Origin of the sequence: Sphingobacterium sp. lm-10, assembly GCF_023554555.1 — a bacterium.
Classification (GTDB): Bacteria; Bacteroidota; Bacteroidia; order Sphingobacteriales; family Sphingobacteriaceae; genus Sphingobacterium.
This window is the reverse complement of sequence record NZ_JAMJWC010000001.1, coordinates 917,872-938,219: the sequence shown is the minus strand read 5'-3', so window position 1 is coordinate 938,219 and position 20,348 is coordinate 917,872. Positions and strand designations below refer to the sequence as shown.

Below are 20,348 nucleotides of genomic sequence, written 5' to 3'. Positions count from 1 at the left end.
ATTTGATTAATTTTTGATCAATCGGCGCTAACAAACTTCTTCATCAGTGGCGCCATATCTTCACTTACTTTCTTATCAAGTACTTTTGCATAAAGCTGCGTGGTGCGAATATTGGTATGACCAAGCATCTTTGATACGCTTTCGATAGGCACACCATTCATGAGTGTTACTGTGGTGGCAAAAGTTCTTTTAGCTACACGGTTGCCTAAAGTCTTATTAATGCTACATAATGCAGCTATTTCTACCAAATATTCATTCATCTTTTGGTTACTGGAAATTGGTAGAGCACGATTGTTATGGATACACCACGGATTCTCAGCATACTTTCCCAGTATGCTGGATGCTATGGGCAGTAGGGGAATCGAAACTCGTGTATCCGTTTTCTGGCGATACGTAAAAATCCATTTTTCGCCGTCTATACCAATGCCAATATCCGTTAGTTGAAGTTTATGTACATCTGCGTAGGAAAGTCCTGTATAGCAACTAAACAGGAAGAAGTCACGAACCTGTTCCAGTCTTTGCGTTGTCAGCTCTTTCTCGACAATACGGCTCAATTCATCTGAAGTCAAAAAAGTTCTGTTAACGGGCTTAGATTGAAGCTTACGACCATCAAAAGGATCAGCATCAATCCATTTATAGCGAATGCAGATTAGAACGATCTTTTTAAGATTCTTTAAGTGTTTATTGGAGGTGTTGATGTCATTAAGCTTAACAGATCGAAGGTAGAATTCGAAGTCATCAATAAATGTCTGATCTAGTTCTTTCAGGTCGACATCAGATTTGTGGTAAGTAACTTCTATGAAAGTTTTAATGTGCCTTAGGAGTACCTGATATCGTTTGAGCGTACCTACGGCATACTCACCATGCTGCACAAGCGTTTGCATTTTTTCATTGTGGATCTCAATGGCATAACATAAGGTATAGCCGGTATCTGTAATACCTAGGTAGCGTTTTTTAAATGCAGCAATGTCAAAATCGGCTCCATCCATCCGAAGATCATGATAGATAGCATGTAACCTCGCGTTCAGATTGTCCAAAAATGCATTCATTGTTCTGGTTTGTTGGGACTTTCCCAAGAATCTTCCAGCTTGCACATTCCACTGTTCTGGGAATGCTTTTTTTCCGGTTGGGCATTCCCACCGCTTTCCATTCAAGGTAACGCGCCAATAAACGAAGGACGGATTCTGTGATTTTTGATTTTTTGACTTCTTCAAAAAGAAGAGTACACTAAAATTAGTCTTCATAACTAAAGAGTTAAGGTGAAACAAAATTAGCTTTGCAGTACTATTTTAACAAGATGTTCTTGGGGTGAACCTGTTTGATATCAATAAGTTAAGTCCTTATTCGGTGAGTCATCGAAAAAATGCCAATGACTCACCGAATAACTCACCGCAAATATGCGATTTCGTGCATATTTTGGTGCTTTTCCCCAAATAAAAAACCCTGCAATCTGTTGATTTGCAGGGTTTTAATGATTTTTGGTGTTACTCTCTGTGATCCCGCTGGGATTCGAACCCAGGACCACTACATTAAAAGTGTAATGCTCTACCAGCTGAGCTACGGAATCATTACTTCTTTCAGAAAACGTAAATCTTCTTGTTTGAAGTGATGCAAAGGTACTATTTTTAGAGATAATTACAAATATCTTTTAAAATTTTCTCTGCAAAAAATGCATTATGTTATGGTTTTTCTTTTCTGTATTTGGTGTAAGAATCACTAATGTAAGCTCTTAAGTCTTCCGGAGTGGCACTCTCAATAAATGATAAACTTGGTCGGTAGCCCTCTCGAAACAGCGGAATTTCGTCATCTGTAAGTGGAGTCATCGAACGAATTAGCTGATTAGTAAACACCCGATCCACTTGCCGATTGTCGCGCTCAGCGATCAAAACATCTAAATTGCTTCTCGCTTGCTTCCCACGTCTTCCAAACAAGCGAGAAGGAGAGACGCGCAGTCCACCGCGTTGCTGACTGGCTTCCGCCGCTTGTCCGTCATTCTTTGCACGTGCAATTTCCGATGCCAGACGGCTGTCCGATAAACGCGTTACATACACTTCGTTGATCACCAAGGTTTCTTGATCCCTTACTAAATACACACGTCGCAGTGCCTGTTCATAAATAAAAATCGTGTCTGACTCGTAACCACCGCCCGAAAGGCGTAGGTAATCATTTGCCTTAGCATCTATCGTGAAGTTACCTTCACTATCTGTTTCTGCCTGCTTATTATTATTCAGATTCTTGACTAAAATTCCGCGCAGCTTTTGACTGTTTTGAAGGTCATAAACTACGCCCTTCAGTTCCTGACCAAAGGAACTGAGTCCGCTGGTCAGAAATAGAATAGCCAATACCGTTATCGATAAAAGAGTTTGTCTCATTACTTAATTAGATTTCCAAGTGTTATTTTCCTGATTGATATCTGGATATACATGATCTGGATCGATGGTTACAGATACCAATCTTTCTTTAGTTTCTAACATAAATGACCAGGTTTTGTTTCGTTCCCAAATGTCTACTGGAAGTTTTTTACGAACTTTTTGACCGCTTTCTGTCACGGCCTCTACCACTACCGGCAACGCAAGTTTCTGCAGGTTGCTAATCTTAATAATAGCTCCCTTCTCAGGCGACATTTCTACATAACGTACTTCATCAATCGCCTGATCCAATAACCAATTGTGCTGAAACCAGCCGCGCCAAAACCAAGCGAGGTTTTCACCAGTTTCGCTTTCAATTGTACGGAAGAAATCTTCCGGTGTAGGATGTTTGAATGCCCAAGCATGCACGTAGGCTCTAAATGCGGCATCGAACCGCTTCGCGCCGATAATCTCGTCGCGGAGCAAACGTAAGCCAAAGCCCGGTTTGTAATAGGCAAGAATACCTAAGTTGCGCTCGCGCATATTTTGCGGTGAACTCATGATGGGCTCCAAACCAGGAACAGCGAAAGCCGTCGTCATGCTATTGCGATCGCCCATGCGACGTTCGTATTCCCCATTATTGAATGCCGCCGTAGAAAGATCATTGATAAAGGTGTTGAAGCCTTCATCCATCCATGCATGTAAACGCTCATTGCTACCTACAATCATTGGAAACCAGTTGTGACCAAATTCATGATCTGTTACGCCCCAAAGGCTACCTGCTTTCGCTTTGCTGGAACAAAATGAAATTCCAGGGTATTCCATACCACCCACATTAGATGCCACGTTCACGGCAGCCGGGTAGGGGTACTCAAACCATTTTTTGGAATAATACTCGATAGAGGCCTTGGTGTATTCGGTAGAACGCTCCCAAGCGTTGCCGCCATTGCTTTCTGCCGGATAAGCAGACATCGCCAATGCGCTTTTACCGCTAGGCAAATTAATGCGCGCACCATCTATGATAAATGCTTTAGAAGAAGCCCATGCTACATCCCGTGCATTTTCTAAGCGGTATTTCCAAGTCAATTCCTTTTTGTTCGGACGAGATTGTTTATTTGCTACTTCCTCTGCCGATCGGATCATAATTGTCTTATCGCTCTTCTGCGCGTCTTTATAGCGGCTCAGCTGCTCGCTGGTCCATACATCCTGCGGGTTCAGTAACTCGCCACCCATAACCACGATATGCTCTGCAGGCGCCGTAATCTCGACGTTGAAATCTCCGTATTCACAATAAAACTCACCGGGTCCGGTATATGGCAACGTATTCCAACCTTGTACATCGTCGTACACATACACTCGCGGGTACCATTGCGCAATCGCGTAAATATTCCCTTGTGCCGTTTCAAGAATTCCTGTACGATCCGCACCATACATCGGGATATTGTAAGCATATTCAATGGTCAATGTAGTTTTTCCACCATTGGCCGCCAAAGGCTTAGCCAAATCAACACGCATACGAGTGTCATTGATCGTATATTTCGCGTCATTCTGACCATTTACGCCCACAGAAGCAATTTCGTAACCACCGTTAAAATGATCACCAGCGCTACCATAACGGCTATTGGATAACGGCACCACTGCTTGCCCGATTGAATTTGGCTCAAAAAGATTCTGGTCTAGTTGTAACCAAATAAAATCCAACACATCGGGACTATTGTTGGTATACGTTATCGTAACATGGCCAGAAACTCGATTGGCCTGATCATCTAGACGAACTTTCAGGTCGTAACTAGCTGCGTTCTGCCAATAGTTGTGTCCTGGGCGGCCACTTGCAGAACGGTAGGGAGAACCATTGTTATTATAAAATATGGGATGGAAGGCTTCTGTATAATCGTACAGCGATTCTTTGGCTTGCTGAGCTTGAAGCGATATGGAGCTGATGGCCATTCCAGCCATGGCTACAAAGGATAGTAGTTTGTTCATTCGTATGCGCGTTTCTAAAGGTATGTTTTGTAGTTATCTTCGTCAAAACCGACTAGCAAACCAGTTGAATGCTCTATTATAGGGCGTTTGATCATGCTGTTATTGGCTGCCAAGACTGCATTCGCCGACGGAGCATCGACAATTTGTTGTTGTACTTCCGATCCAAGTTTTCGCCAGGTCGTTCCTTTTTTATTCAATAAAGTTTCGTAAGTAACATGTTTTTCCCACTCTTCCAGCTTGCCTACAGTAGCGGGTTCTTTCTTAAAATCATGAAATACAAAAGGCTTTTCATTTGTTGTGAGCCAATCCAGAGCTTTTTTTACGGTGCTACAGTTTTTGATACCGTAAACATTTAGGTGTGAATTTTTGGATGCTGTCATGGTATAAAGATATTAAATTATCGTTTATATGGATATACACGCCGGTAAAACTTGTTGCGCGATTGTGTGTTTATCCTAAAAATACCTTATGAACAAAAAATAAAAATTGATTGCAGATCCAGAACAAAAAGTTGTATTTTAATAAGAAATTTTGAGCAGATGCATCTAGACACTATTCACATCGAAGTAACTTATAATGCGCCAGTAGAACGGGTGTGGCAGGCTTTGACCGAGACAGATCGAATTCGGGAATGGTGTTTTGATGTATCCGCATTTCCTGTAAAGGAAGGATCAGAATTCGAATTTCGAAAAGTAGGTCGTGAGCGTGTGTTTTTGCATCGCTGTAAAATTTTAGATGCAGAAGATAATGTACGCTTGCAGTATACGTGGAGCTATCCTGATTTGATGATCGGAGAATCGGTGGTGACCTGGGAGCTTATCCCCCGGGGTTCCGTTACTTCCGTTCGATTAATGCACGAGCATCTGCTAAATCACAAGGAAGGCGGAGAAGCATTTAGCATTGACAGCTTCGACGCTGGCTGGAATGATATATTGAAACGCTCATTAGCAAATTATTTAGAAAAATAACGATGGAATTAAAACATATACCAAAAGGGGAGAACGGGATCATTTTGGCCTTGGAAGACGATGTACAATATGGTGAGATTACCTATGTATTGCATGGTGACAATCAGGTGCTTATCGATCATACAGAAGTGGAGTCTTTTGCGCGTAATAAGGGAGTAGGAAAAGCATTAGTCAAAGAAGTCGTGTCTATAGCACGTGAGAAGGGTTGGAAAATCATACCACAATGCCCGTTTGCTGAAGCGGAGTTTGATCAGAACGATTCGTATTCGGATGTTCGTGCTTAGCCGAAACATTTTCTTCGATAAAAGTGAGTTTAACACATTTTTTGTTTTCTTTGTAAGCCTGGATACTTCAATTTCAGGACTTGAATAGTGTAATGGATGATTTAATTTCTTACTTCGCTTCCTTGCATCCGTTGCAGGCTGCTTTATTTGCTGGTTTATTTACTTGGGGTGTCACGGCACTTGGGGCTGCGCTTGTTTTCTTCTTTAAGGAAATCAATCGTAAGTTTCTAAATATGATGCTGGGATTTACTGGCGGAGTTATGATCGCGGCAAGCTTCTGGAGCTTGCTGGAGCCAGCTATCGAAATGAGCGATGGAGAAGGCTTTAAGAAAGTCGTGCCGGCAGCGGTGGGTTTTATCGCTGGAGCGCTATTTATCTTTGGTTTGGACAAGCTCATGCCGCACTTACACATTAATTTTGCAAAATCTGAAGGTCCGAAATCATCTTTGCATCGTACGACTTTATTAGTTATTGCGATCGCTTTGCATAATATCCCGGAAGGTTTGGCGGTTGGTGTGCTTTTTGGTGGCGTAGCTTATGGATTAGGTGATGCCAGTATTGCAGGAGCCGTTCTTCTAACGATTGGTATTGGCTTACAAAATTTTCCGGAAGGAATAGCCGTTTCTATGCCTTTACGCAGGATGGGATTGAGCCGTTGGAAGAGTTTTACCTATGGGCAGTTATCAGCGATCGTAGAACCGATATTTGCCGTATTAGGAGTTTTAGCGGTTGGCTTTTTTGTGCCACTTTTACCCTATGCACTAGCTTTTGCCGCTGGAGCAATGATCTTTGTCGTGATAGAGGAGGTGGTGCCGGAGACACAAGCAGAAGGGCACTCGGATGTGCCTATTTTAGGATTTGTGCTGGGTTTTGTGGTGATGATGGTGCTAGACGTAGCACTAGGTTAACACCATCAAATTTTATCTACAGTTCTTTACGTAGTCGCGCCACGGGAATATTCATGGCTTCTCTGTATTTGGCCACCGTGCGTCTAGCGATAGAATAACCCTTTTCCTTCAAGATGTCTGTCAACTTTTCGTCGGCCAGAGGCTTACGTTTATCTTCGTTGGCAATGCACTCCTCGAGAATTTTCTTAACTTCTTTATTGGAAACCTCTTCGCCCGAATCTGTTTGTATTGCTTCCGAGAAAAAGGATTTTAATAGAAAAGTACCAAATTCTGTCTGTACGTATTTAGAGTTTGCCACACGCGATACCGTTGATATGTCCATTTCAATGCGCTCGGCGATATCTTTCAAGATCATCGGTTTCAACATCCGATCGTCGCCTTTCTGAAAGTAATCGTATTGATACTCCATAATAGCATTCATGGTCTTTAGAAGCGTCTGTTGTCGTTGTTTAATGGCATCGATAAACCATTTTGCAGAATCCAGCTTTTGCTTTACAAACTGCACGGCATCTTTCATTTTCTTATCGTTCTTTTCGGCCTTTTCATAGTGTGCGAACATCTCTTGGTAAGAACGAGAGACGCGTAATTCTGGTGCATTGCGACCATTTAAGGTGAGGTGGAGTACCCCATCGTTATTGGAGATGTGAAAATCAGGGATTACGTGCAATTGCTTTCCTGCAACAGTGCCGGCATCACCTGGTTTGGGATTTAGCTTCAAAATCTCCGCAAAGATATCTCTTAACTCGGCAGAATCTACACCCAGTTGCTTCTCAATCTTATCGTAATGTTTCTTGATGAATTCTTCGAGGTACTTTTCGATGACAATCACTGCCTTCTGAATGATCGGATTAGTGGTATCTTTCTTGCGCAACTGGATCAAAAGACATTCTTGTAAATCTCGTGCACCCACACCGGCCGGATCGAACTCCTGTATCACTTGCAGAATCTCCAATACATCCTCTTCTTCAGCGATCACATTTTGTGAAAATGCCAAATCATCAATTAGGGAATGAATAGGCCTTCTTAAGTAACCATCATCATCAAGGCTGCCAATAATCTGTAAACCAATCTGGTATAGCTTATCACTTAAGGCCAATAGATCCAGTTGATTACGTAGGTTTTCATAAAATGAATCCTGTATGGCTACTGGGATTTCTTTGCGATCATCCTCATCGTCGCCGGAGTAAGAAGAGCTGTAATCATTAAAATCGTCTTCTTGTATGTATTCCTCTACGCTAAATTCCTCTTCGGTAGAGCGTTCTTCCATCTCAAAATTATCGTCTGGATCACGATCTGGATATTCTTCGATCGGATCATTCATATTGGTGAGACTGCCGTCTTCCAATGCCGGATTTTCTTCGAGCTCTTCTTTTATCCTTGCATCTAATGAAACCGTCGGCACCTGCAACAGCTTTATAAACTGAATTTGCTGTGGAGATAGTTTTTGTAAAAGTTTTTGTTGTAAGGTCTGCTTTAACATTAGATACAATCGTTTGATGGGGTAAAAATAGTCATTTTCTGCCAGAATATTCAGTGTGCATTACCAAAATACTGATTTGGGTACAATTATTGCTATGGGAGATTCTAATTTAACCGTATCTGATAACCATTTGTTAAAAAGCCTTAAATTGATAGGATAGCGCGCATCTTTTTTTAATATTGCACGATAGTTTATCAAACTAATTACCCATTTTTACCCCATGTTTAAAAGAGTGAAAAACCAGGTTTTGCGATGGATATTAATCCTTGTGTACACCGTTATTCTATTCACCTGTGCTATACAGCTCAATTTCCTTGGTTTATTTGGCTATTCACCCACCAAGAATGATATCGTTTTACCGACTTTAAACGTGAGTTCTGAGTTATATACTGCCGATTCGGTTTTGATTGGTCGTTACTTTCGCGAAGACCGGGATCCAGTAGCCTTTGATAGTATTTCACCAGCTATTTTAGAGGCGTTAGTCGCAACAGAAGATGTTCGATTTTATGAACATAGCGGTGTGGACTTTCTCGGACTTATCGGTAGTGTGGTATCTACCTTACGTGGTAGCGACCGCGGCGGAAGTACTATCACACAACAATTATCTAAAAATTTATATAAAACCCGATACCAGGAATCGCAAGGATTATTGGGTAGAATTCCAGGAGTAGGCATCCTGATCACAAAATACAAGGAATGGATGACTGCCTTTAAGCTAGAGAGCCGATATTCTAAGCAGGAAATTATTACCATGTATTTGAACACAGTATCTTTTAGCAACAATGCCTATGGTATAAAGTCGGCCTCCCTACGTTACTTCAATAAACAACCTTCGCAGATAGCAGAAAGAGAAGCAGCGGTATTGGTTGGCATGCTCAAAGCCACTACGTTGTACAATCCTATTCGTAATCCTAATAATGCTTTCAAACGCCGAAATGTCGTATTGGGTCAGATGTTGAAAGAGGGATATTTGACCGAAGCAGAGCATGGCAAATTGGTGAAAGATTCCCTAGGATTGAACCTAAATTATCACGAAGTTTCCAGTTCAAATGATTCTTATCTACGCACTGCGGTAGAGAAATGGCTGGATAGCTGGTCTAAAGAAAATGACGTTGATATTTATACCAGTGGACTTAAAATCTATACGACTATCGATTCACGCATGCAACGCATAGCGGAGGATAATATGGTGCAACGTATGCGAGAGCTGCAAAATAGATTCGACAACGTATGGCGTGGAAAGACACCATGGCGTGACAAAAGCGGTGAAGTCGTTCCTAATTTCCTGGAAGATCAGGCCCGCAACCTGCCGATTTATAAAACCCTGATGGAGCAGCATAGTAATAATGAGGAGCAAGTGTTCAACATTCTGCGCCAAACAAAGGAGATGGAGGTGTTTACCTGGGACGGCATGGAAAAGAAAACACTTTCTACTATGGATTCTCTACAGCATTACCTCACCATGCTCAACATGGGGATGATGGCTATGGATCCCTATTCCGGTGAGGTAAAGGTTTGGATTGGTGGCATCAATCATCGTTTTTACAAATTCGATCACGTCAATCAAGCACGTCGCCAGGCGGGTTCTACCTTCAAGCCTTTTGCCTATATGGCGGCACTAGAGTCGGGTATGGCGCCATGCGACAAGTATGAGGATAAGCCTGTGCGTATTGAGTTTGTCAATAATAAAAATGAAAATGAAGTGTGGGAGCCCAAAAATGCGGATTGGAATTTTTCTTATCAGCAGATGTCGCTTCGCTGGGCTATGGCACGTTCTCTCAATAGTGTTACTGCACAAATTACCAACGATGTTGGCTGGGATAATGTGGTTAAGATGGCGCATCAGCTAGGTATTACCAGCCCACTGGCATCTGTGCCATCTGTAGGGTTGGGTTCCAATGATGTATCTGTCTTTGAAATGGTCAGAGCCTACGCCGCATTTATGAATAAAGGTAAGCGGACAGAACCTGTCTTAGTATCAAAGATTGTGGATGCAAACGGACGTGTGCTTGCAGAATTTAAATCGGAGCAAAAACAAGCTATTTCTCCGGAAAATGCTTGGTTAATGAGCTATATGTTGCGGGGTACGATCGAAGAACCTGGAGGTACGTCTCAAGCGCTTTGGGAATGGGATCTTTTCCAGAATAATAATGAAATCGGTGGTAAAACCGGAACTTCCTCCGATTATGTGGATGGTTGGTATATGGGAGTGACGAAAGATTTAGTAGCAGGCGTATGGGTGGGCTGCGATGAGCAGAGCATCCACTTTACCAGCTCCGCCAATGGAGAGGGCTCTAAGACCGCCTTGCCAATCTATGCTTCGTTTTTGGAGGAGCTGTACAAACAGCCTCAATTGGGTGTTACGTTTGGTAAATTTCCTGAACCGAGTGTAAAAATTACGAAATCTTATCTTTGTCCAAGCCCTAGAATTCGCGTACAGCCTGATTCTGTTAGTACAGAAATCGAGGAAATGGAGATGCCAGATTTTGAAGAAATTACCTTTCCGGATATTATTGGACCAGAATTGTAATACCGCTATATAATTGATAGTGTATACTTATTGATCTGCCACCACAGATCAATACTTATTTTATGAAATATAGAAATGATATGATCCGTTGTCGTTCTTCTATCCCGGTATTTTTGGGATTTATTCTTTGTTTTCTTGCGCCATCTATCGGCATGAGTCAGTATTTTGGTCAGAACAAAATGCGGTATAAGAAGCTGAATTTCAAGGTGTATGATACACCTCACTTCAATGTATACTATTACTTGAATAATGATTCGATGATGCACTGGTTGGCCAAAGAATCTGAGGTGTGGTATGAAATGCATCAGCAGGTTTTTCAAGATACCTTTCTGCGTAAAAACCCCATTATTTTTTATAATAATCATCCCGACTTCCAACAGACCACGGCCACGCAGGGCGAGATTGGCGAAGGTACGGGTGGTTTTACGGAAGCTTTCAAGCAGCGTGTCGTGATGCCGATTGCACAATCCAATCATCAAACGCGCCATGTGTTGGGGCACGAGTTGGTACACGCCTTCCAATATCGTATGTTGATCGAGGGCAATGACAGTACCCGATTAGAAAATGTAGGCAATCTGCCCCTGTGGATGATAGAAGGTATGGCGGAGTATTTCTCCATCGGCAAGAAAGACGCTTATACTTCCATGTGGATGCGCGACGCTTACGCCAGAAAAGATTTTCCATCGTTGCAACAGATGACCAATCAATCGCATCGCTATTTTCCATATCGATACGGCCAATCTTTTCTGGCATTTATTGGCGCTACGTATGGTGATACTGTGATTATGCCTATGTTTATCGAATCGGCTAAATATGGTTATGAAACCGGTATGAAACGTGTGTTTGGCTATGATGCACAGACCATTTCCACCTTGTGGAAGAATACCATGGAAGATACCTATCGGAAGTTAGGCAAGGATACTACCTCTCGGCCAATTGGTACACCTTTACTGACTCGTTCTAATGCGGGAAGAATGAACGTGTCTCCTGCGATTTCGCCGGATGGCAAATATGTAGCCTTCTTGTCTGAGTTAGATCTTTTTGGAATTGACCTATTTCTAGCTGATGCAAAAACTGGTCAGGTGCTTAAAAAATTGGGTAGTAGACAGACTAATAAAGATATAGATGCTTTTAGCTTTATTGAATCTGCAGGTGCTTTTTCACCAGATAGTAAGCAGTTTGCCTTTAGCGTATTTAACCAAGGTAAGAACAAACTGATGATTATCGATGTCGAAAAGAGAAGGCAACTTGGTCTGGTCGAGATGGAAGGTATCGCACAGTTTGCTAATATCACCTGGTCTCCTGACGGAGAAACTGTGGCATTCTCTGGACTTAAGAACGGCCAAAGCGATCTGTATACATACAATCTTTCCAGTAAGAAATTGGTGCAATTAATGGACGATTATTATTCCGACGTGCAGCCTAGTTTTTCTCGAGATGGTCGTTATTTGGTCTTTAGTACCGATCGCCTTGCGCTGCAAGCGAATAATCGTTCGGTAGATATTCCGATGAATCTTGCCATTTTTGATTTGCAACAAAATACTTTCAAGAGCCTGAATGTATTCCCGGGAGCAAATAACTTAAATCCGCACTTTTCGGCAGATGGTTCCGCGATCTATTTTCTTTCTAACAGTGATGGTTTTCGCAATATGTATCGCTTGAAGACGGATTCAGAACAAGTGGAGCGCCTTACCGATTTCTTTACCGGCATTAGTGGAATTACAGAATATTCACCGGCTATGAGCATTTCTGCACAAGACGAAATCGTTTATTCATTCTTTAAAAACAACGAGTATAGTGTTTATCGCGCGGATGCTTCTGCTTTTGAGCCAGTATCAGTAGATAATCAACTCGTGGATTTTAACGCCGCGATGCTATTTCCAGATGAGGATCGAGGAGTAGACGTGATAAACAATAATTTAAGGAATTTCAATACTTATCGTCGCATCAATTCTTCTCAAATTAATGAAATCCCTTACCGGCCACAATTTAAGCTGGATTACCTCACCAACACGGGGATGGGCATGGCAGTGGGTAACCGATATGGTGCTGGTATGGCAGGGGGGGTATTTGGTACATTCTCCGACATATTGGGTTACAATCAAATTTTAGGAGCGCTCAATATTAATGGTGAAATTTATGATTTTGGTGGGCAGCTGGCGTACATTAATCAGCAGAATCGTTGGAATTGGGGTTTCTCGGCATCGCATATTCCTTTTCGCTATGGTTTTACGGAGTTTAACGTGCAAAATTTAGGGCAGGGTGACGAGTTGGTGGAGAATACCTACCTGATACGGCAGTTTCAAACCCAGTTGGAAGCTTTTGTAGCCTATCCCTTTAATAGAGTTCACCGCTTCGAAGTCGGCGCTGCTTACGCTCGGTATGGATTTCGTGCAGAGCATTGGCGTTTTGGCAGAAACACTGGTATCAGTGATCGTAATACCATGAGTTCGGATGATGCTTTGCGGTTGGGTTTGGGAAATCTGGAAACGTTTGCCATGCCGCAAGTTACGGCAGGTTTTGTTGGCGATAATGCCGTATTCGGTATTGCCGCACCCCTGCAGGGCTATCGCTATAGAATGACAGTTGGACAAAATTTCGGTGAACAAAATTTTCAGGTGTATAATTTCGACTATCGTCGATACGAACGCCTGAAACCAGTTACATTGGCAGCGCGGGTATATTCTTATATGCGTGTGGGTGAGGGGGAAAATCGCTTTCAAGGCTTGTATATTGGCTATCCGTTTCTAATGCGTGGCTATGAACGCATACAGGATCTTTCCGGTAAGGTAACTTTTGGAGATTTGGTAGGGTCTCGCATGGCGGTAGCCAATTTTGAAATGCGCTTGCCGTTTACGGGGCCAGAGGGTTTGGCGCTTTTTAAATCAGGATTACTTTGGTCTGATTTGAACTTGTTTTTCGACGCGGGACTAGCTTGGAGCCGAGGCAACACCATTCGCTGGAGTAAGACTGATGCAGATCGTATCTTAGTTGATAATCCAAATGGCGAATCTTTTTATGAGTATAATCAGCAGGTTCGTGCACCGTTATATAGTGTTGGTATCTCGATGCGCGTAAACCTCTTTGGTGCCATGATATTGGAACCATACTATGCTATTCCTTTGGTGGGCGGTCGTTCGCAGTTTGGCCACTTCGGATTAAATTTTGCGCCGGGCTGGTAAATTTATCTATCTGAGCTGACATAAGCTAATTGGATGGATACATTATCATTAGCTTATGCTGGCTAAACGGTAGCTCCGAAATAATGCCAAGCAGCATCTGATTGTCGGCAGGTTCTTCATCGTTTAAAAAGTTAACCTCATGTCGCTCAACTTAGTACCCATATTATCCAAGAGCGAATTTTTTCCTAATAACCGAGAGCAGATAATTGAATAAATTTCCGTTATAGAGGAAAAGTTATTGTAGAATAGTTCTGCCTAAATCCTTCATATGTGCTCACGCTAATATTTCATTATAATAAAGCCTTTCCTTTATAAATCAACTAATTAGAGCATTTAAACCATCTTTTGTCGTCCGGGTCTTTAGTTTGCTAAAGAAAAATTGCTATAAAATCCTCTACTAAAAAGCCATTCTAGTTCTTGTTATTTTTATTAAGTTTTCAAATAAATTTCATTTTTAACATATGTGGTAATTTTCATATTATGAATATGATTAATTTTGAGTCAACATTTAAAAAACACATTTATTATGAAATTCAAACAAAATGTAGTGTTAGCTCTAGTGGGTTTGGCACTATTTGCAGCTTGCAACAAGAATGCTGCACATCTAGAAAATGAAGCGGATCACAGTCAGATCGCTATGTCAGCAGACGCCTCTATGACAAAATCTTCCTATGAGGAGCTTGGTTACAATAATGTAGACGAAATGATTAAAGATGGCTGGAAATTGGTTGATACCTATAAAGCAACTCCGGCAACTAACCAACGCTGGGCCTTCAATCAAAACCTGACCTCAAGGGTTGAGCAAGAAAAACTACCTATCACGTATAATCTGCTTAAAGATATGGGCTATGATATTTATACTAGAAGAGATTTGGCCAGACTGAAAATTAAGACATTGCTCGAGGGAAAACGTCCGGATGGCCTTTCTTTTAGTAGCAACTTAACTACAGAAGGTTCGTCACATCCGACAGCTTTGGAGCGCATGGGTCTGGAGGGGATCTATATTAAATTATATCCTCCTCAACTAGAAATTTTGGAATCATCTATTGGCCAGCCGGATGAAATATTTAGGGTTACAGCTTATAATAGCAGTAATCAGGAGAGTACATCTGAAGTAGATTATTCCTACAAGACTGGTTATAAAACGACCTGGCAGAAACAGGTGAACGGAAGTTTAAAAGTTGGCGTAAAAGCGGAAATTGGCGTACCAATGCTTAGTAAGTTTGAAACAAATGCAGAGGTCACTATTGGTAAAGTCAACACAGATGGTGGTGAAAATAGCACTGAGACGACGAGGTCTTCCAAATATAAAGCTACCGTACCTGCCCATTCTAAGAAGACGCTTGTCGTGATCACAAAGCGTGCGAAATCAAGCGTACGGTATACAGTACAAATGTCAGTTTTTGGTTCTGTGGGTGCAAACTACCCAGTCCCAGTTGCCCGCCATGGAGTCCCTGGCTGGCATTATTTCCATGGTTTTAGCGCAGATACATTCTTTCTCCCTCCTAAATCAGAGCAAGGTGTTGTGAATGTACTTGAAAACTTTGACGTAGAGATATTTGAATCACCTGCAGAGAGGATATAATATTTATATAGATTAACAACTGCTTTCAGAGATATTGAAAGCTAAAGTAAAAGGAGGAGGCTACGTAAGTCTCCTCCTTTTACTTTAGCTTAATTCACGCTACGTCTACTGATAGCGGGTTACTACCAATTGTATGTTTTCAGAATTAAACCTTGAAACATTTTAGTGATCTAACTATCAAATAGTTAAAGTATAGGGTTATTAAAGTCGCCGTTTTACAGTTCGCTGCATAAACGGCGATTTTTTTATCCATAGGCTCCATTAATTCTGCCAAATACCTGACTAGGATTCCAAGCAATATCAGCTCCCCAGACCATTCGTTTTCCGTTTAGTCCTACGTGTTCAAATCCTTGCTTTTTCAAATAAGCAATTGCATCAGCGTTTTGTGAAGGAACTACCGCCTTATTCGTCAAACTATAATGTAGTTCCATCAATGAAATTCCAGCTTCTACGTCTAAGGCATAAATTGGCCCTTCGCCAAGAAAGGGGATATGGTAACCGGTAATCTTTTCTTCTTTCATGAAAACCATGCTGTTTTCTAGGTAAGGGGATAGCAAATCTTCCCTATTTTCTCCGGTTATGATTTCATCTAGTTTTAGGATATGTCTTCGGTAGGAAGGTGAGTAGGGTAGAATCGACGTATTTCCAGGTAGCGGTTCGTTCTCTCTCAATTTCTTGAATTCACTATATTCTCCTATAACTTTAAAACCCGCTTTTGCGTAAATAGGTTCGCCCATTTCCGACGCCATCAAGGCTACGGATGGTATATTGGCCTGTTGCGCATGTTCAAGAAGGCGATCTACGATAGTACTTCCTATGCCTTCACCCTGATGCTCTGGCGCGACAATAATATGTGTAAGCCAAGCCGATCCGGGAAATATAACTAGATTTCCAAGGCCTACAATATTGTCATCGATTGTCGCCTTTATGGGAAAAGAAAAGTCACTATTGATGTACTGAATAAAATTATCTGTTATCACTGCCCAGCCATCAGGCTGTAATTCGCCCACCAAACTAAGGTCTTGTAATGTTACTTTTTCTATGTGCACGCTTTGGTTTTGATGTTAATACTATATAGGATAACACAGAGTAGGGGTCATGGTTTACTTTTTATCCAAACTACCAATAGAATAATTTAAAAGCTACTCCGGATAATTCGATTTTTCTACCTGGAGTCGTAAAATATTTTATTCATTGCTTATTTCTTAGCACCTCGTTGATACGATAAACCGCTTGGGTATATTCTTTCTTCAACATGTCTGCAATGGGTAATTTTCTGGTGCCATTCAAACACTCTCGTATATAATTTTTGCTATAGCCGTGCTTTTCGCTTAAATGATTAATTACGAATGCGTTGTAGCTATTTCTTTTTTTGCTATTTTTGTCCATTGCACTATTAGTAACGAAATTAACAACTTGTACTCCCCAAGGGCAGGTAATGATTTAGGTGTTAGTATTATTGATATAATTAAAACAAATTTATATATCATAATTGATAATTAAAATTATAATGTAAAATAATGGTTAATTTTTTTGACAGGTTAGATTTATTTATGCAGAAATTAGGTCTCAATGATAATAGAATCACAAGAGAAGCTGGTATTTCCAATGGATTGATAGGTAAGGCTAGAAAAAGAGGATCATTATCCCAAGAGAATATATCAAAAATACTATTGACCTATCGAATCCTCAATGGAGATTGGTTACTTACCGGGGAAGGAAAAATGTTAAGAGAACAACATTCGGACATTCAGACCAATGTTTTAGCATACAAAGATTTAGCCGATGCGAGAGAAAAAATCATCTTACTTCAAGAAGAGCAAATAGATTATCTAAAGCGGGAAATCGTAAACCTAAAAGAATCAAGCTAATATTTTTAATAATTTAATAAATCATCATTTATTTATTGCCAATTAGTTTAAGTATTTTCACTGCATTATTAACGCTGTGAAAATACTGATCAAGCGTAAGTATCAGCTATTTAAAGGATAATAATCTAAAATTAGCCTTTCTTTTATTGTAACTTTTTTGAGTTCTTCATTTTTTTTATTGCTGTAATTCTATTCTACGCAATTATATGATCTTGGTTGACTAATAATGACACATTGTGAAGAAAATTTCATTTGCTTTGGCTCAGTAATTGATTAAATAATTGTGATCTTTACTCACTTAGTGAATTTTAGGAATAGTCTCAATTTATGATTGCCTTATGAAATTAATAATTTTTCTCTCTATTATAACTTTAGGAATGCAACGTGGTCTGGCTATGGAAAAACTTACAGTTGGGAAAATTGAAAAGCTTGACGTAGTGGCTCACTTACCAAAAGCTGAAAATCATCTGACTGCGGAGTCCACTGGTTATTTAGAACTTGTTAGATTGCACGAAGAATTTAATATCGCCATGATCATTCCTGTTTGGGTAACTAAAGAACCACGTCTTGTATTGATGGCATCAGATAGTAGCAGGTATTATAATGTTTCTGATGAGCAGTTTGATGCGCTGATAGCGGCAAACCATTTAAATAAGGATAAGTTATTATCGCTGCCACTTTACACTCGTCTAGGAGGTAAAGCTATAATCGTTGTGCTAATAGGATTTATCTTATATGGGATGGTTGGTGGGTGTAGTTCTACCAGAGATAGGAGTACTAAGCAAGAATTCTAGTAAATAACATTTAAGCTATTCTTTGCATTTTAACATTGTATGCGATTTTACAGTTTGTAATAATTGAATGATAGATGTAGTATAACAGCTACAATGGCATAACATTTGTAAGGCAGTTCTTATAAATTAGTTTACAGACCAACCTATCATTTACTAGCGTGAAAAAAATATATATTGCACCGACTGTCTCTATTGACACCGTGCATTCCGAAAATTCCTTTGCCAGTTGCTCTGCAAATCCCAGGCTATTAATAAAGCATAATAAAAATAAAGGAAAAAAATCAAACGATGATTCCACAAAATAGCATAATAACTCACAGGTAAGCTAAGTGATGAGATTAAAATGTATCTTCTATCATATACTTAACTAAATATCACGTTATATCAGGTCATTATCTAATATAAGATAGCGGATAGCAATTTTTGATAAGGCGTATTCCTAATCCCAAGTATAGCAGATTGGCCAAATCCAATAATATTTGCTACCTTCAAAGGTGAATGACCGTCTTATTTCGTTCAGCATCTTAATCGGTAAAATAATGCATTCACTCAAACGATTATCCTCATACGTTTCACTGTTTTTTCTTGTTTTTAGCGCGATTCTAGAATCTAAGGCCCAGATCGATGGGTTAAAACCTGGTTTCGATCCGATAGAATGTGAAGAAATTTTAAAATTGAATAGAGCATTCCTGGATACTGCTTTGGATAGTAAATTTGAAGAGATGGTTTCGGGGTATACGATGCATTATCGTACCCCTAGCGTAGGTTTGGATAATCGGGCGGATATCTGGATTAGAAAAGACTCGACTGTCGTACTGATGCTACGAGGCACTACACGTCAACAGGAGTCGATCTTAGCAGATTTTTATTGTGCGATGGTTCCGGCAAGTGGAACGCTACAGATGCATAAAGGTGAAGATTATGCATATCTATTAGCAGATGATGATCGTGCTGCCGTACACGCTGGTTTTCTGATTGGATTTGTTTATCTGGCAGACCATATAGAACAAAAAATGGAAGCATTGTATCATGCAGGTTATCGCCAATTTTTAATAGGAGGACATTCACAAGGTGGTGCTTTGTGCTATTATTTCAGTGCCTGGCTTATGCAAAAGCAAAAAAAGGGTACTATGAAAGATATTTTGGTAAAAACCTATGCTAGTGCTGCTCCAAAAGTAGGTAATATGTATTTTGCCTACGATTATGATAATGCAAATCGCTCCCAATGGAGCTTCAGCATTATTAATACCAACGATGCAGTGCCAGAGATGCCACTTACCACCCAGCAGTTGGAGATTGATATGAACGAGCCCAATCCCATTTTGAGCTTGTATACTAGATTGGATGATTTGCCTTTTTTAAAACGAACCGTTTTGCGACGCTCATTCAACATCATGAAGAAGCGTGCCGAAAAGTCTTCTGAAGCCTATCAGAAATACCTAGGTAAGTATACTGGTAGATTTATCGTACGCTACCTTCCTGAATTGCAAATCCCGGAACTGGTCAAGACCACCTATTTTCAACGTCCGGGAGTACCCATCGTGCTATCCGCAAATCAGGCTTATCTAGATTATTTTGCGGAATCATCCCGCTATTTTCATCACGGCATTGATACCTATCGTTTTTTGCTTCGCCAATATTATGATGGTCTTGATGAATATGCACCTTTTGTGAAAAGATAAACGTAAGATTACAAAATGACATTCATCAAGAGTTAATATTTTGCTAATCTACGTCTAACAACAATATGTCAACTTTGCTGTCGACCATCCAAAGGCAAAGAAGACGCTATGGCATCATTTGACTTCGATTTTGACATTCTTTACAGAGAACACGCGGCTACATTATTACATATTGCCTTGCGCAAGCTGGATGATAAAGAACAGGCGATGGACGTGGTTCAAGATCTGTTTGTTGATCTTTGGCAGCGCCGGTCTATGATCAATATAACGGGCAATCCGCAGCACTATTTGGTTTCCGCACTTTATCATAAGATATTTCAACACTTTCGGAAAGTCGGCTTAAATCAAAAGCATATAGCGCATTTTAAAGTCCTGCAAACAGCAGCTGACGAAGGGATGGATCGGGTAGGAGAAGATGACTTTGAAGAACATCATGCACTGACCATTCGGCACATAGATCACTCTGTCGAGCAGATGTCACCACGTATGCGTACGATATTCGAGCTTAAATATTATCAATCGTATTCCAATCAGGAAATTGCTTCCCTGCTTGGCATTTCCAATCAAACTGTCAAAAATCAATTGAGCAGATCACTCGATCAGGTGAGAAAGGAATTAGCCGAAAAAAGCGTGCACGATACGGTTTTTATAGTACCTCTGCTTTCCTATATTTTACTGCAGTAGTTGTTTTTAAGTTAAGGTAAACTTGATCTTTTGTTAACACCATTTTAGT

Annotated in this window: 16 protein-coding genes and 1 tRNA gene; 10 read left to right on the top strand and 7 right to left on the bottom strand. The window is 40.6% G+C overall.

The window, feature by feature from the left end:
* Nucleotides 1-17 precede the first annotated feature (17 nt).
* From M8998_RS03700 to M8998_RS03680, 5 genes are all read right to left on the bottom strand, one after another.
* Nucleotides 18-1,244 carry a site-specific integrase gene (locus M8998_RS03700; protein WP_249990727.1) on the bottom strand — a complete coding sequence of 409 codons (1,227 nt, stop codon included), beginning with the start codon at nucleotides 1,242-1,244 and terminating at the stop codon, nucleotides 18-20.
* A 250-nt stretch (nucleotides 1,245-1,494) separates the two neighbouring features.
* Nucleotides 1,495-1,567: transfer RNA gene (locus M8998_RS03695), tRNA-Lys, on the bottom strand.
* Nucleotides 1,568-1,679: 112 nt separating this feature from the next.
* The gene (locus M8998_RS03690; RefSeq protein ID WP_249990726.1) at nucleotides 1,680-2,372 is read right to left on the bottom strand and encodes a carboxypeptidase-like regulatory domain-containing protein; all 693 of its coding nucleotides are present in this window, start codon (nucleotides 2,370-2,372) and stop codon (nucleotides 1,680-1,682) included.
* Between the two features lie 3 nt (nucleotides 2,373-2,375).
* Nucleotides 2,376-4,331 carry a M1 family metallopeptidase gene (locus tag M8998_RS03685; RefSeq protein ID WP_249990724.1) on the bottom strand — a complete coding sequence of 652 codons (1,956 nt, stop codon included), beginning with the start codon at nucleotides 4,329-4,331 and terminating at the stop codon, nucleotides 2,376-2,378.
* A gap of 14 nt (nucleotides 4,332-4,345) precedes the next feature.
* Nucleotides 4,346-4,711, bottom strand: coding sequence for a Spx/MgsR family RNA polymerase-binding regulatory protein (locus M8998_RS03680; RefSeq protein WP_249990722.1), 366 nt, complete (start codon nucleotides 4,709-4,711; stop codon nucleotides 4,346-4,348).
* A gap of 159 nt (nucleotides 4,712-4,870) precedes the next feature.
* On the opposite strand from M8998_RS03680, the gene M8998_RS03675 reads away from it, so the two are divergent.
* The 3 genes from M8998_RS03675 to M8998_RS03665 all read left to right on the top strand — a co-directional run bounded on the left by M8998_RS03675 (nucleotide 4,871) and on the right by M8998_RS03665 (nucleotide 6,491).
* Nucleotides 4,871-5,299 (top strand): SRPBCC family protein, encoded by a 429-nt coding sequence (locus tag M8998_RS03675; protein ID WP_249990721.1) that lies wholly within the window; start codon nucleotides 4,871-4,873, stop codon nucleotides 5,297-5,299.
* Between the two features lie 2 nt (nucleotides 5,300-5,301).
* A complete protein-coding gene (locus tag M8998_RS03670) occupies nucleotides 5,302-5,583 on the top strand; it encodes a GNAT family N-acetyltransferase (RefSeq protein WP_249990719.1) in 282 nt (93 codons plus the stop codon).
* Between the two features lie 92 nt (nucleotides 5,584-5,675).
* On the top strand, nucleotides 5,676-6,491 hold the full coding sequence (locus M8998_RS03665) for a ZIP family metal transporter (RefSeq protein ID WP_249990717.1): 816 nt from the start codon (nucleotides 5,676-5,678) through the stop codon (nucleotides 6,489-6,491).
* 16 nt (nucleotides 6,492-6,507) lie between these two features.
* Here M8998_RS03665 and rpoN read toward each other — a convergent pair whose 3' ends face one another.
* Entirely contained in the window at nucleotides 6,508-7,971 is a 1,464-nt protein-coding gene (gene rpoN / locus M8998_RS03660; RefSeq protein ID WP_249990716.1) for an RNA polymerase factor sigma-54, read from the bottom strand.
* Between the two features lie 220 nt (nucleotides 7,972-8,191).
* Between rpoN and M8998_RS03655 the strand changes: the two genes are divergently transcribed.
* The 3 genes from M8998_RS03655 (at nucleotide 8,192) to M8998_RS03645 (ending at nucleotide 15,268) form a co-directional block, all read left to right on the top strand.
* Nucleotides 8,192-10,501: a transglycosylase domain-containing protein gene (locus M8998_RS03655; protein ID WP_249990715.1), complete on the top strand. Its 2,310-nt coding sequence runs from the start codon at nucleotides 8,192-8,194 to the stop codon at nucleotides 10,499-10,501.
* A gap of 62 nt (nucleotides 10,502-10,563) precedes the next feature.
* Complete coding sequence (locus M8998_RS03650; RefSeq protein WP_249990713.1) at nucleotides 10,564-13,683, top strand: basic secretory protein-like protein; 3,120 nt, start codon at nucleotides 10,564-10,566, stop codon at nucleotides 13,681-13,683.
* A 526-nt stretch (nucleotides 13,684-14,209) separates the two neighbouring features.
* The gene (locus tag M8998_RS03645) at nucleotides 14,210-15,268 is read left to right on the top strand and encodes an aerolysin family beta-barrel pore-forming toxin (protein ID WP_249990711.1); all 1,059 of its coding nucleotides are present in this window, start codon (nucleotides 14,210-14,212) and stop codon (nucleotides 15,266-15,268) included.
* 245 nt (nucleotides 15,269-15,513) lie between these two features.
* Here M8998_RS03645 and M8998_RS03640 read toward each other — a convergent pair whose 3' ends face one another.
* Nucleotides 15,514-16,317, bottom strand: coding sequence for a GNAT family N-acetyltransferase (locus tag M8998_RS03640; protein ID WP_249990710.1), 804 nt, complete (start codon nucleotides 16,315-16,317; stop codon nucleotides 15,514-15,516).
* 504 nt (nucleotides 16,318-16,821) lie between these two features.
* On the opposite strand from M8998_RS03640, the gene M8998_RS03635 reads away from it, so the two are divergent.
* The 4 genes from M8998_RS03635 to M8998_RS03620 all read left to right on the top strand — a co-directional run bounded on the left by M8998_RS03635 (nucleotide 16,822) and on the right by M8998_RS03620 (nucleotide 20,299).
* On the top strand, nucleotides 16,822-17,139 hold the full coding sequence (locus M8998_RS03635; RefSeq protein WP_249990709.1) for a hypothetical protein: 318 nt from the start codon (nucleotides 16,822-16,824) through the stop codon (nucleotides 17,137-17,139).
* Between the two features lie 338 nt (nucleotides 17,140-17,477).
* Nucleotides 17,478-17,933, top strand: a complete 456-nt coding sequence (locus M8998_RS03630) for a hypothetical protein (RefSeq protein WP_249990708.1) — start codon at nucleotides 17,478-17,480, stop codon at nucleotides 17,931-17,933.
* A 674-nt stretch (nucleotides 17,934-18,607) separates the two neighbouring features.
* Entirely contained in the window at nucleotides 18,608-19,615 is a 1,008-nt protein-coding gene (locus M8998_RS03625) for a lipase family protein (RefSeq protein ID WP_249990706.1), read from the top strand.
* Nucleotides 19,616-19,678: 63 nt separating this feature from the next.
* Nucleotides 19,679-20,299 (top strand): RNA polymerase sigma factor, encoded by a 621-nt coding sequence (locus tag M8998_RS03620; RefSeq protein ID WP_349665656.1) that lies wholly within the window; start codon nucleotides 19,679-19,681, stop codon nucleotides 20,297-20,299.
* Nucleotides 20,300-20,348 lie beyond the last annotated feature (49 nt).

Coding starts and splice junctions, on each gene's coding strand:
- M8998_RS03700 (WP_249990727.1), bottom strand. CDS start 1,244: ATGAAGACTAATTTTAGTGTACTCTTCTTTTTGAAGAAGTCAAAAAAT.
- M8998_RS03690 (WP_249990726.1), bottom strand. CDS start 2,372: ATGAGACAAACTCTTTTATCGATAACGGTATTGGCTATTCTATTTCTG.
- M8998_RS03685 (WP_249990724.1), bottom strand. CDS start 4,331: ATGAACAAACTACTATCCTTTGTAGCCATGGCTGGAATGGCCATCAGC.
- M8998_RS03680 (WP_249990722.1), bottom strand. CDS start 4,711: ATGACAGCATCCAAAAATTCACACCTAAATGTTTACGGTATCAAAAAC.
- M8998_RS03675 (WP_249990721.1), top strand. CDS start 4,871: ATGCATCTAGACACTATTCACATCGAAGTAACTTATAATGCGCCAGTA.
- M8998_RS03670 (WP_249990719.1), top strand. CDS start 5,302: ATGGAATTAAAACATATACCAAAAGGGGAGAACGGGATCATTTTGGCC.
- M8998_RS03665 (WP_249990717.1), top strand. CDS start 5,676: ATGGATGATTTAATTTCTTACTTCGCTTCCTTGCATCCGTTGCAGGCT.
- rpoN (WP_249990716.1), bottom strand. CDS start 7,971: ATGTTAAAGCAGACCTTACAACAAAAACTTTTACAAAAACTATCTCCA.
- M8998_RS03655 (WP_249990715.1), top strand. CDS start 8,192: ATGTTTAAAAGAGTGAAAAACCAGGTTTTGCGATGGATATTAATCCTT.
- M8998_RS03650 (WP_249990713.1), top strand. CDS start 10,564: ATGAAATATAGAAATGATATGATCCGTTGTCGTTCTTCTATCCCGGTA.
- M8998_RS03645 (WP_249990711.1), top strand. CDS start 14,210: ATGAAATTCAAACAAAATGTAGTGTTAGCTCTAGTGGGTTTGGCACTA.
- M8998_RS03635 (WP_249990709.1), top strand. CDS start 16,822: ATGCAGAAATTAGGTCTCAATGATAATAGAATCACAAGAGAAGCTGGT.
- M8998_RS03630 (WP_249990708.1), top strand. CDS start 17,478: ATGAAATTAATAATTTTTCTCTCTATTATAACTTTAGGAATGCAACGT.